The organism is Pseudomonas sp. NPDC089396 (genome assembly GCF_044749545.1).
Lineage (GTDB): Bacteria > Pseudomonadota > Gammaproteobacteria > Pseudomonadales > Pseudomonadaceae > Aquipseudomonas.
Window position 1 is genome coordinate 168,330 of sequence record NZ_JBIVIC010000008.1, and the last position, 11,913, is coordinate 180,242.

The 11,913-nt window shown below is 59.2% G+C and carries 11 protein-coding genes and 5 tRNA genes; 9 read left to right on the forward strand and 7 right to left on the reverse strand.

From position 1 onward, the window contains the following. Positions 1 to 130 precede the first annotated feature (130 nt). The 6 genes from csrA (at position 131) to mgtE (ending at position 2,785) form a co-directional block, all read left to right on the forward strand. Entirely contained in the window at positions 131 to 319 is a 189-nt protein-coding gene (gene csrA / locus ACIPZB_RS16990) for a carbon storage regulator CsrA (protein WP_003254503.1), read from the forward strand. A gap of 72 nt (positions 320 to 391) precedes the next feature. Continuing rightward, positions 392 to 482: transfer RNA gene (locus ACIPZB_RS16995), tRNA-Ser, on the forward strand. Between the two features lie 107 nt (positions 483 to 589). Next, positions 590 to 666: transfer RNA gene (locus ACIPZB_RS17000), tRNA-Arg, on the forward strand. 73 nt (positions 667 to 739) lie between these two features. Further along, positions 740 to 816, forward strand: a tRNA-Arg gene (locus tag ACIPZB_RS17005). 72 nt (positions 817 to 888) lie between these two features. After that, a tRNA-Arg gene (locus ACIPZB_RS17010) sits at positions 889 to 965 on the forward strand. 377 nt (positions 966 to 1,342) lie between these two features. Further along, on the forward strand, positions 1,343 to 2,785 hold the full coding sequence (gene mgtE, locus ACIPZB_RS17015; RefSeq protein ID WP_008098671.1) for a magnesium transporter: 1,443 nt from the start codon (positions 1,343 to 1,345) through the stop codon (positions 2,783 to 2,785). A gap of 139 nt (positions 2,786 to 2,924) precedes the next feature. On the opposite strand, the gene ACIPZB_RS17020 is transcribed toward mgtE, so the two are convergent. Further along, positions 2,925 to 3,161 (reverse strand): hypothetical protein, encoded by a 237-nt coding sequence (locus tag ACIPZB_RS17020; RefSeq protein ID WP_400641747.1) that lies wholly within the window; start codon positions 3,159 to 3,161, stop codon positions 2,925 to 2,927. 177 nt (positions 3,162 to 3,338) lie between these two features. Next, a complete protein-coding gene (locus ACIPZB_RS17025) occupies positions 3,339 to 3,665 on the reverse strand; it encodes an Arc family DNA-binding protein (RefSeq protein WP_003254499.1) in 327 nt (108 codons plus the stop codon). A gap of 344 nt (positions 3,666 to 4,009) precedes the next feature. Here ACIPZB_RS17025 and phnN point away from each other — a divergent pair, with 344 nt between their 5' ends. Continuing rightward, entirely contained in the window at positions 4,010 to 4,597 is a 588-nt protein-coding gene (gene phnN / locus ACIPZB_RS17030; RefSeq protein ID WP_400641748.1) for a phosphonate metabolism protein/1,5-bisphosphokinase (PRPP-forming) PhnN, read from the forward strand. Positions 4,598 to 4,706: 109 nt separating this feature from the next. Continuing rightward, positions 4,707 to 4,783, forward strand: a tRNA-Arg gene (locus ACIPZB_RS17035). Positions 4,784 to 4,975: 192 nt separating this feature from the next. On the opposite strand, the gene ACIPZB_RS17040 is transcribed toward ACIPZB_RS17035, so the two are convergent. Then, the gene (locus tag ACIPZB_RS17040; protein ID WP_400641749.1) at positions 4,976 to 5,737 is read right to left on the reverse strand and encodes a cyclase family protein; all 762 of its coding nucleotides are present in this window, start codon (positions 5,735 to 5,737) and stop codon (positions 4,976 to 4,978) included. Between the two features lie 227 nt (positions 5,738 to 5,964). On the opposite strand from ACIPZB_RS17040, the gene ACIPZB_RS17045 reads away from it, so the two are divergent. Then, positions 5,965 to 7,281, forward strand: coding sequence for a nitrate/nitrite transporter (locus ACIPZB_RS17045; RefSeq protein WP_400641750.1), 1,317 nt, complete (start codon positions 5,965 to 5,967; stop codon positions 7,279 to 7,281). 110 nt (positions 7,282 to 7,391) lie between these two features. On the opposite strand, the gene ACIPZB_RS17050 is transcribed toward ACIPZB_RS17045, so the two are convergent. From ACIPZB_RS17050 to ACIPZB_RS17065, 4 genes are all read right to left on the reverse strand, one after another. Continuing rightward, positions 7,392 to 8,702 carry an MFS transporter gene (locus tag ACIPZB_RS17050; protein ID WP_400641751.1) on the reverse strand — a complete coding sequence of 437 codons (1,311 nt, stop codon included), beginning with the start codon at positions 8,700 to 8,702 and terminating at the stop codon, positions 7,392 to 7,394. Positions 8,703 to 8,812: 110 nt separating this feature from the next. Then, positions 8,813 to 9,793 (reverse strand): transketolase family protein, encoded by a 981-nt coding sequence (locus ACIPZB_RS17055; RefSeq protein WP_400641752.1) that lies wholly within the window; start codon positions 9,791 to 9,793, stop codon positions 8,813 to 8,815. A gap of 2 nt (positions 9,794 to 9,795) precedes the next feature. Continuing rightward, positions 9,796 to 10,683, reverse strand: a complete 888-nt coding sequence (locus tag ACIPZB_RS17060; RefSeq protein ID WP_400641753.1) for a transketolase — start codon at positions 10,681 to 10,683, stop codon at positions 9,796 to 9,798. A gap of 106 nt (positions 10,684 to 10,789) precedes the next feature. Continuing rightward, positions 10,790 to 11,881 carry a glycerol dehydrogenase gene (locus ACIPZB_RS17065; protein ID WP_400641754.1) on the reverse strand — a complete coding sequence of 364 codons (1,092 nt, stop codon included), beginning with the start codon at positions 11,879 to 11,881 and terminating at the stop codon, positions 10,790 to 10,792. Positions 11,882 to 11,913: the final 32 nt, after the last annotated feature.

Genomic DNA, 11,913 nt, shown 5'->3' on the forward strand with positions numbered 1-11,913 from the left:
CGTTTCTGCTCGCCACGCAGGCCCTGTCCTGTCGGCGTGGCGAGCATCCAGGCCTTGTGCGGTTGTCCGCGGCCAGGGCCTGGCATTCCAAGACTGTTATCCCTGAATTGTTTTGCGTAAGGAGAAAGCTATGTTGATTCTGACTCGTCGGTGCGCCGAGAGCCTGATCATTGGAGACGGCGAGATCACCGTGACGGTGCTCGGCGTAAAAGGCAACCAGGTGCGTATTGGCGTCAGCGCGCCCAAGGAAGTGGCCGTTCACCGCGAGGAAATCTACCTGCGGATCAAGAAAGAGAAGGATGAAGAGCCAAGCCTTTAATTTTTTTGAAGTTTTTTTAAAAAAAAGGGTTGCAAACGAGGAAGAGCCTGTTTAATATTCGCCTCGTGTTGCGGTGAGGTGGCCGAGTGGCCGAAGGCGCTCCCCTGCTAAGGGAGTATACCTCATAAGGGTATCGGGGGTTCGAATCCCCCCTTCACCGCCATTATTCGCTTAGGGCGCTGTAGTCGGTAAGAACGCTAAGTCGTTGAAATTAAACGAAAAAAGTTCTTGCTAAAATGATTTAGCGACCTATAATGCGCGGCAAGACACGGACTCATAGCTCAGCTGGATAGAGTACTCGGCTACGAACCGAGCGGTCGGAGGTTCGAATCCTCCTGAGTCCGCCACTTTTGAAGTGGCTTTGCTTAAGAAGCTGCTTCAAGCCAACCAGTGGTAACCTGGTCTAAAACTACCAACTACGGACTCATAGCTCAGCTGGATAGAGTACTCGGCTACGAACCGAGCGGTCGGAGGTTCGAATCCTCCTGAGTCCGCCACTTTTGAAGTGGCTCTGCTTGCAAAGGCACTTCAACAAACCAGTGGTAATCTGGTCTAAAACTACCAACCACGGACTCATAGCTCAGCTGGATAGAGTACTCGGCTACGAACCGAGCGGTCGCAGGTTCGAATCCTGCTGAGTCCGCCATACATCAAGAAGCCCGCTCATTTGAGCGGGCTTTTTGTTTTCTGATTTCACCGCTTTGTCGGTGATGCCTGACTAGACTGCAAAGAAACCGGTCCGACATTCTTTTGTGCGGCGGATGTGTTCTTTGTTCCGCGCCCGCCGTCGCACTGATGGCTTCGAGCGTTGTCCTAGCTTTATCGCGCAAACGATTGTTCTGGCCAAAATTTTAAGCGATCTGACAGCTTAGGCAGTGTATGATTGCGCCCGTCAGCCCCGCCGGGGCTTGTGGAATACCACCATGGACTTACCCAGTAGTTACTCCTTAACAAGCTACATACAGATTGATCTGACCGATTGATTCTCCCGGCGTGCTCCGCTGCTGGGAGTGGAGTTCGCCTATGACCGAAGTAGAAGTAAAGAAAGCGCAAGAGAGCCTGCAGGATCGCCTGGCCCAGGTGGTCGAACTGCTGCAGCGCCAGCGCGTGGTAGAGGACCTGACCCACCGTCAGGAAGGTCATCACCATGACCTGGTGGAAAACCTCGTCCATCGCCAGAATCTGGTCGAGCTGCAACGCAAGCTCGACGACCTGCACCCTGCAGACATCGCCTACATCCTCGAAGCCTTGCCCCTGGAAGACCGCCTGACGGTCTGGCAGCTGGTGCGCTCGGATCGTGACGGCGACATTCTCCTTGAAGTATCCGACGCCGTTCGCCAATCGCTGATCGCCGACATGGACGATCACGAAATCCTCGCTGCGGCGAAGGAGATGGACGCCGACGAACTGGCCGACCTGGCGCCTGAGCTGCCACGTGATGTGGTTCACGAGCTCATGGAGAGCCTCGACGCCCAGCAGCGTGAGCGTGTTCGCTCGGCGTTGAGCTACGACGAGGAGCAGGTGGGTGCGCTGATGGACTTCGAGATGGTCACCATCCGCGAAGACGTCAGCCTGGAAGTGGTGTTGCGTTACCTGCGCCGCCTGAAAGAGCTGCCCAACCATACCGACAAACTGTTCGTGGTCGACTATGACGGCATTCTCAAGGGCGTGTTGCCGATCAAGCGTCTGCTGGTCAACGACCCGGAGAAGAAGGTGGCGGAGGTCATGGCGACTGACCCTGTGTCCTTCCATCCCGAGGAAGATGCCTACGACGCTGCCCAGGCCTTCGAGCGTTACGACCTGGTCTCGGCGCCGGTAGTGGACAAGAGCGATCGCCTGATCGGTCGTCTGACCATCGACGAGATGGTCGACCTGATCCGTGAGGAAAGCGAGAGCGAAGTTCTCAACATGGCCGGTCTGCGCGAAGAGGAAGATATCTTCGCCTCGGTCTGGCGCTCGCTGCGCAACCGTTGGGCCTGGCTTGCCATCAACCTGATCACGGCCTTTGTCGCATCGCGGGTGATTGGCCTGTTCGAGGGCTCGATCGAGAAATTGGTGGCACTGGCGGCGCTGATGCCGATCGTTGCGGGTATTGGCGGCAACTCCGGCAACCAGACCATCACCATGATCGTTCGCGCCATGGCGCTGGACCAAGTCTCGCCGGGCAATACCAGCCGCCTGATGCGCAAGGAGCTGGCGGTGTCGCTGCTCAATGGCCTGATCTGGGGCGGTGTGATCGGTGCGGTGGCGTTCTGGTTGTATGGCAGCTGGTCGCTGGGCCTGGTGATGACGGCTGCGATGACCTTGAACCTGCTGTTGGCGGCATTGATGGGCGTGTTGATCCCGATGACCCTGACGCGGCTGGGGCGCGACCCGGCGATGGGTTCCAGCGTGATGATCACGGCAGTGACCGACAGTGGCGGCTTCTTCATCTTCCTGGGGTTGGCAACGGTGTTCCTGCTGTAAGCCAGGCCAGGCCAGCTCCCACAGGTATCGAGTTGAGTTCAAGCACGACGCCGTACCTGTGGGAGCCGGCTTGCCGGCGATAGGGTCGGAACAGACAAAACAAAACAGCCAGCTTACGCTGGCTGTTTTGTGTCCGCAGTCACTGGGTAAAGCCAAAGCCAGTAATCATGCGGTCTTTATCGGTGTGGATATACAACTGATAAGTCATTGCTGCAGCGTCGTCAGGACCAATGACATTGTCGATTTCGAAGTGGCTGACGGCAGCAACGGTGTCCTTCACCCCAGTGCTGTATTCAGTGCCAACGAGATGCTGTAGAGCATCGAGAATTTCCTTTTCCCTGGCGAGGGTCGAAGCGTCTTTCTGTAGGTTCTGCATGCTGTTTCTCCTGAGCAACTGTGCGAACGAGTCGTCCATTCTGTTGCCGAGAGAAAAGGCAATGTGGTGCAGGGTTACGGGTGCTGGAAAAAGAAACGCCCGATGCGGGGCATCGGGCGTTTCTTTCAAAGGCCTGCTGCAGGGCAGGGCCTTGGGTGTGCTGGCCGTGAGTTAGCCTCAGGAGGCGTCGGCAGCCATCTCCACATCGTGAGCGATGAGGGCCACCAGTGCGTTCTGCTGTCGATGGGACAACTGGCGGAAGCGCTGCAGCAACTCGCGCTCGTGCAGCGACAGCTCAGGGCTGTCCAGGCGCATGCTCAGCTCGTCACCCAGCGCGCCTTCCTGGATAAGGCTCTGCTCCAGGCGTGCGATGATCTCGGAGTTCATGCTGCGGTGATGGTTGCGCGCTACTTCGGCAATGCGCTCACGCATCCCGTCTGGCAGGCGGACGACGAACTTGTCAGCGGTACGGCTCGAATAAATAGCCTGTTTCATTGGGCGCATATAAATTGACCGGTTTTTGGTTCAGGGGAAGCGGTTCTCAAATTGGCCGCACGGGATGGTGGTACGACCGTGGCGACGACAAAATGTTCAACCGACAGGAAAATTTGGTGCTCATTTTTGCCCATGGTCGCCGTTTCCTTGGCGTCAATTCTGTGACAAATAGTGGGCCGGATACAGGCTTTTTGCCAGTACCAATTATCAGAAATGAGTACTGGTTTGAAAAGTTTTACATATTCCGGCACGCCTACGCGTCAGCCCCTTGCCGTCAAAAACCCGTAAAACACGGCAAAGGGTAGAGAAAACACCTAAAATGCGCGGGTTTCCTTCCATAGAGCATAGTGGCTATGCAACATGACGCAAGCGCCCAAGGCAAAGCCTCAGGCCGCCTGATATTTCTGATAGGACCGTCCGGATCGGGAAAAGATTCCCTGATCGAACAATCGCGTGAGCCACTGGCCGCGGCGGGGGTGGAAATTGCCCGTCGGGTGATCACCCGTTCTGCCGAAGCCAAGGGTGAAGCCGCCCAAGGCGTCACGCCCGAGCGCTTCGAAGCGATGCGTGCAGCCGGCGAATTTGCCATGCATTGGCGGGCCAATGGGTTGGAATACGGCATTCCGGCGCAAGTGGACCAGTGGCTTGCGCAGGGGCATTCGGTGCTGGTCAATGGTTCTCGTGCTTATCTACCCCAGGCGCGCCTGCGTTACCCTGACTTGCTGGCCGTGTGCCTGGTGGTAAAGCCCGAGGTATTGCGCGAACGCCTGCTCGCAAGAGGGCGGGAGACGCCGCAGGAAATCGACGAACGCCTGGCGCGCAGTGCCGGGATGCGGCTTGACCAGGATTCGACGGTACACCTGTTGGACAACTCGGGATCGTTGACTACTGCGGTGACCGGGCTGCTCCAGCTACTGCGTGAGGAAAAGCTGATCGTTTGAAGGGTAGAAAAAACCTACGTGCAAAAGGCCCGATTAAGGCTGACAAACGGCAGCCCGCTGGTTAACATGCTCGCCGTCCTACCGTGCAGCGTTCGCTGCCGGTTCTTGTGTCTCAGTAGCTCAATTGGATAGAGCATCCCCCTCCTAAGGGGAAGGTTGGCAGTTCGAACCTGCCCTGGGACGCCATCTAAACCAAAGGCTCCAGCGATTCAAGCCCGTGTGGTTTGAGTCGATAGTCGAGCCTGGTAATCGCTGGTCACTCCTCCTTACCTGGTTTAAACCGATCGCTTGTCGGCGGTGCGCCGCCGACCTGCAGGTGCGGCGGCCAGACATTGATCTCCTCTACTGGCCGCCACGAAGAAACCCTCGCGAGTCCTTTCAGTGGTTTTCGCCGTCCACCACCGCTATCGCCCGCAAGGGCGAGCCCGACCCGTTCTTGATTTTCAACGGCAATGCCATGAAGTAGAACTCGCCGGGAAGCTGATCCAGTCCATACAACCCCTCCAGAATCAGAATGTCTCGCGGCAGAAAATAAGTGTCGTGCCCGAATGCGCTGAGAATTTTCCCGTCGACTACAGCGATATCGCACCCGGCAGTATCGGTCCCCACCGCAGTCACCTTCTGCTCGGCAAACCAGGCGCAAAGCTCTTCGGTAAAGCCGGGTGCATTGCCTCCCCACCAGGAGCCGACACCCTGCGGGTTGTGTTCAGGGTCCGTCAGGTAGATGTCCCAGCCAAACTGGACCAGCGCGATATCCCCCGGCGTGATGGTGATGCCTTGCTCATCCGCCAGGCGGGTGTATTGGGCCAGGCTCAAGGTCTCGCCGGGTTGCAGGTCGAGCGCTCGGGCATCGACTTTCTTGCCCGGCTTCAATAGCCGGTCGACCGCATAGGTGTCGATGGTGCGATCCATGAGATGGCGATGGACATGGGCTGGCGCATCGACATGGCTGCCGGAGTGTTCAGGCATGACCAGCATTTGCAGGTAGTAACCGTGCTGATCGTGGTTACGTGCGTCCGTAATGATGTTGACGTCGGGATGAGCTGGCCAGCGGTGCATGTGCGAGCAGATCTGTGGGGAAAGGTCGACGAATCGTGCGCGGGACAACAAGCGATCGAGCGAAGCGCTGATTGCACTCATGGAGGCTCCTGTTCTTGTGTTCTGGAGGGGTGAGGTCGAATTGAGTTTAATATCATATATGATATAACACCAGCAGACCTGGTCTGGACAGGCCCGTGTCCCAACCCTGAACAAAAACAACAAGAGCAACGTCTATGTCCTCTAAAAGCGGTGTATTGACGGGTTCGCCCGTCATCGGTGCGGGTTTGGGCAAGGTAGGGCCCATCAACAGATATTCATGGATTGCAATGACCCTGTTGTGGCTGTTGCTGGCCATGAACGACAACATGCGATATTGGACGACCGGCGTGTTGCAGCCTTCGATCATCGGCGAGTTCAAGGTGGGCCCTGAGCTTATCGGGCTCTTCGCCGGCGCCATGACAGTCGCTCAGGGCCTGCTGGCGCTCCCCCTGACGATCTGGTCCGATCGAGCGGGTCACGGCTGGGCCAGAAAGTACCGATACATGATCATCCTCGCGGCCTATACCTTGTTCACGCTGTTGACGGGTATCTCGATATTGACGACCACCTTCGCCGCCTTCTTCGTGTTCCAGGCCTTGAATAAAGTGTTCAGTGGGGCAGGGGAAGCCATTGAAGTCACGGCCGTTGCGGAGTGGTGGCCGATCGAGAAACGCGGGTTCGCCGTGGGCCTGCACCACACCGCTGTGCCGTGGGGCACGTTTCTCGGCGGGCTTGCCGTGGCGGGTGTCTTTACCCTGTTCGGCCCGGAGCAGTGGCGGCTCACGCTGCTGATCCCGGTGATTCTGATCGTGCCGATTGCCCTGGTTTTCTGGAAGTTTTCCACGCGAGAACGCTATGAAAAATTCGAGCATGCCGTCATCGCTGCGGGGCAGACTCCGCCGTTGCTCGAGGGTGGCAAGGTCAAGGCGGCACCAGGCGCCTTTGGCAGGGCCCTGAAAAACCCCAATCTGATGGTCACGCCAGTGCTTGCCGGGCTGGCCCTGGCTGTCTATACCGGCATCTCGTTGTGGCTGCCGCTGTATCTCGCATTCGTCGCGCAATATTCGCTGGCAGAAACCGCTGCCTATGGCGTGCTCTTCACCCTCACCGGTGGAATCGGGCAGATCATCTGGGGCGGTGTGTCGGATCGGATCGGGCGCAAACCCACGTTGGTGATCACGTTCCTTTGGGTAGCCATCGGCGTTTTAATGCTGCAGTTCGTTGGCGGGAATCTGCTTTGGCTGATCCTGGTCCAGTTGTTCCTGGGGCTGGCAACCAATGGCATCTACCCCGTGCTGTACGCCTTGTCCTCCGATTCAAGCGAGCCTGGTGCGATCGGGCTCGGCAACGGTCTCAACATGACGGGGCAGATGATCGGGGGGATCGGCCCCATCGTCATCGGCATGTTGATAGCCGCAGGTGGCGGGTTCTCGGCCGTTGCCGGGTTCCAGTGGAGTCTGTATTTCATGGCCGGCCTGATGTTGCTTGGGGTGGCGATGATTGTATTGCTCACCCGTGAAAGCGTCGGCTCGTTCAAGAAGCATGACTGGGCACTGGTTTCCCGCGATGCCTGTTTGCCCGATCCGCAGATTCGCAACAAATGACCTGACGGTTGGCACGTCGCCGGCAACGCTTACGATTTTCCAGATCTGGAGAATGAATAGGCCCGTACCCGAGAACCGGGACGGGCCTTTCAAGTCAGTGATCGAGAGGGTCAGATTCTGTCGATTGGCACGCCGTGGTTGTTCTTCCACATCAGCACCATGGCACTGGCAATGATGGCCACCACGATCAGGTAGATGTTGAACATCCAGCCGATGTTCTGCGAATACAGCCAGGTCGTCAGGTAGGAGGCCGTGCCGCCGAACACCGCCACACCCAGTGAGATGCAGACACCGAACATGCGGGTGCGATAGCGGGTGGGAATTTGCTCGGAAATCGACGCCGGTTTGCAGCCGGTGATGAAGCCCACCAGCAACAGGCCTGCGGTTTGAGCCGCCATCAAGGTCCAGGGCTCATTGGAAATCAGGTTCCACAACGGGAACAGCGTGGCGGCAATCCCGAGCAGGGAGATCAGGGCGGAAATCTTGCGCCCCCACTGGTCGGAGATCCAGCCCGAGATCGGCAGGAACACAAGGTAGATCACCTGCGCAATGCAGCTCATGGTGAACGCACTACGTGGGTCCATGCCCTGGACGCTGATGGCATAGATCGAGGCCGACGTGACCCAGGTGTAGTAGGTCAGGGTGGCGCCGGCTTCATACAGAAACAGGCGAACGCCATGCCGAATGATCTTGCCGCGGCTCCAGGCCGGTTCCGTCGAGGCTTCTGCGGTGCTCGGGCTGTGCTCGCTCTCCATCATGTTGCGCCGCAGCCATAGGGCAAATACCGCCAGCAGGCCGCCCGTGGCAAAGGGAATGCGCCAACCCCATTCCTGCATTTCGCTCACGGACAACAGGGACGTCAGCAGCGCCAGGTAGAACGTGGCCAACAACGATCCCGAACCGACCGCGAAGAACACGGTGCTCGACCACAGGCCACGACGTTTGGGTGGGGCGATTTCGGCGATGTAGGCATAGGACGTCGTGGTCTCGCCGCCATGGGCAAAACCCTGTACCAGGCGGGCCAGCAACAGCAGCGCCGAGGCCCAGCTGCCAATGCTGTCGTAGGAGGGGATAAACGCAATCAGCAAACTGGCACCGGCCATCAACAGCATGGTGCTGAGCAAAACCGCACGCCGGCCCATCTTGTCCGCCAGGATGCCGAAGCAGATTCCGCCGATGGGCCGTAGCAGAAAGCCTGCGGCAAACACGGCCAGGGTATTGAGCAGGGCAGAGGTGGCGTTGCTTTTATCGAAAAGCGCCGCGGCGATGTAGACCGAGGCGACGGTGTAGATTGTCCAGTCGAACCACTCCAGCAAGTTGCCAATGCCAGTGGCTATCAATGACTTTCTACGCAGCGATACACGGGTTGTCTTGGCCTGTCCGGTGGTGAAGTCGGACAGGGTCTCGGTGATGTTATTCATTGTTGGCTCCGAGATGCTTCATGGGCCACGGGATAGGGTGGCTGGCCATGTCGAACGACGAGCCCGTATGGAGGCGAGCAAACCCGCGCCCACACGGGGGGTGGGGTGCGTCAGGCGTTGAGGTGCGCCAATGCCACTTCCTCGATCCCGGCCGCATCGAGCTTGTAGTGGGCGTACAGGTGAGTCGGCGGGGCGATCAGGCTGTATTCGTCGTAGATACCGTGACGCTTGAGCTTGATGCCAACGCCTTCGTCCGCCAGCACTTCCGCTACCGCCGCGCCCAGTCCACCTAGCACGTTGTGCTCTTCGACCGTCATCATGCGTTTGCTGCGGGCGGCAGCGCGCAGGATGGCGTCCCGGTCGATCGGTTTGATCGAGGCCATGTCGATGACCCCCACCGAGCGACCCTCGGCGTTCATCTTGCGGGCTGCCGCCAAGGCCGGGTGCACGGTGATGCCGCAGGCGATGATGGTCAGCTCTTCGCCCTCGAAGTGCTCATGGGCCTTGCCGAATTCGAACTCGACACCGTTTTCGTAAATGATCGGGTCGCGACCACGGCCGATACGGAAATACACCGGTTTGTCGTAGGTGGCCGAAGCCTTGATGGCGGCGACCAGTTGCGGCCCGTCCGAGGGCGACACGACCGCCAGGTCGGCGATCGAGCGCATGGTGGCGATGTCTTCGGTGGCATGGTGCGAGGTGCCATAGAAGCCCAGGGAGATACCAGTGTGGTGCCCGATCAGGCGCACCGGTTGAGCCGAGTAGGCAACGTCCATGCGGATCTGTTCGCAGCACAGAAGCCCCAGGAAGGAGGCGAAGGTCGCCACGAACGGCATGACCCCACAGGTGGCCAGGCCCGCGGCGGCGGTGACCATGTTCTGTTCCGAGATACCGAACTGGATGTAACGCTCAGGGAATTGGCTGGCGAACTTGTTCAGGCCGTTGGAGTACTGCAGGTCGGCGGAACCGGCCATCACCGGATAACCGGCCTCGGTCAGTTCGATCAGTGCGTCGGACAGATACGACAGGCCTGGGTTGAGGGCATTGAGGCCACGGTACTGCCAGGAGTTCGGTGAAAGAGGGGCGTTCATGTTCAGATCTCCTTGGCTTCAATTTCTGCGATGGCACGTTTGGCGTCTTCCGGGTCGAGGTACCCGAGGTGCCAGCCGGGTTCGGTTTCCATGTAGGAAACGCCTTTGCCCTTGACGGTCTTGGCGATGATGCAGACCGGTTTTTCGCGGCGTTCGTCAGCCTTCACCCGGCGCAGGGTCTCGGTGACTTCGGCGATGTTGTGCCCATCGATGACATGCACTTCCCAGCCGAAAGCCCGCCATTTCTCATCCAGCGGTTCGATGCCGATCACGTCGTCCACCTGGCCGTCGAGCTGGAAGCCGTTGCGGTCGACGATGGCGATCAGGTGCTTGGCGTTATGGTGGGCCGCGCTCATGGCCGCCTCCCAGACCTGGCCTTCCTGCATCTCGCCGTCGCCCAGCATGACGAACACGTCATAGACCTCGCCGGTGAAACGCTGGGCCAGGCACATGCCCAGGCCGCCAGAAAGGGCATGGCCAATGGAGCCTGAAGAGAAGTCGATGCCAGGCACTTTGCGCATGTCCGGGTGATCGCCCAGCGGACTGCCCAGGCGGGTGTAGTCGTCCAGCCATTCGCTGGGGAATACGCCCAGGTCAGCCAGGATCGGGAACTGGCCCACGGCGGCATGGCCCTTGCCCATCAGGAAGCGGTCGCGACCTGGCCATTTCGGTTCTGCGGGGCGGATATTCATCACGTCGTAGTACAGCGCCGAGAACAGCTCGGCGGCGGAAAACACCGAGGTGTAATGGCCGGTCTTGGCGATTTCGATCAGGCGGATGGTTTCAAGGCGAACGAACTTCGCCCTGTCCCGGAGCATCCTGACGGTCTCGGCGCTGGGCACATAGTTGCTGGCTTTCCACTGTTCTAGCGTTTTGCGGGGTGCAGACATCTCTACCTCCAATCACAGGCATGAATTTTCTGGTGTTGAAACTCAGTGGCGGGGGATGAACGTCAACCGGGTGGTTGTCTGCTCAACAGGTGTGCCGGGGGGGCTTTCAATGGGTCCGGTCCTCCAGTGCGCGCATGGCACTGATCAGGTCGTTGCAGGTCAAGGGACCGCCTGAAAGCGAGGCGAAGTTGCGGGCGTGGGGGGCGTTGAGCGTGGGCTCGGCGATTTGCATCAGCACGCCGTCGTCGATGGCGGTTACGCCCAGTTCGGCCAGGCTGCGCGGCAGGCCGATCCGTTGATAGAAGCTCAGCAGGTCGCCCATGAGATCGGCGTCGCGGTCCTCCAGAACCAGTTGCACCAGTAGCCCATAAGCCACCTGGAAACCATGCACCTGTTGCTGGGCACCGGGGACTTTCGACAAGCCACGGGTCATCGCGTGGGCAATGGACAGGCCGCCGCTTTCGAACCCCAGGCCGCTCATCAGCAGCACGGCTTCGACCAACTGATCGAAGGCTGGCGTGACGCTTCCTGAACCTGCCTCAGCCAGCGCCACCTCGGCATGTTGGCGAATGACCTGGTAGCACTCGCGCGCCAGGACCACGCCGCTCAGCGCGGGACGTGCGCCAAACATGTTGACGCCGCCGGACGCGAAGCACTGTTCGGCTTCGAATTTCTTGGTCAGGGCGTCGGCAATGCCTGCCAGCAGAAACTGGCGCGGCGCCTGGGCGATCAGGCCGGTATCCACCAGCACGTAGCGCGGGCTGCTGAGCAGGTGACCGACTTCGCTCAATTGGTGATGGGCGTCGTAGACCACATAGTTTTTCGAGGTGGGGGCATCGTTGGACGCCACGGTCGGCATGGTGATCAGTGCGCGACCGCTGCTGTGGGCGAGGGCTTTGCCGGCATCGATGCACTTGCCGCCACCCACGGCCAGGATCATGTCGAAGTCCACTTGCCCGGCTGCCGCTCTCAGGTCAGCGATGCCGTCGGCGGTGATCTCGCCATCGAAGGTGATGTAGTGCAACTCGACCTCTGACCGGGAGCAGGTGTCGTCGAGTCGCGACTTGATCAGGCCCAGGACATAACTGTCGATGACGACGACGGCCTTACGACCGCAGTGCGCCAGCCAGGTGCCTGCCTGGGCGAGTACTTCAGTGCCTTGGACATAACGGCCGGGTGAGCCGAAAACCAGATTCATGCTGTACCTCACTTCACTGCTTATTGTTGTTC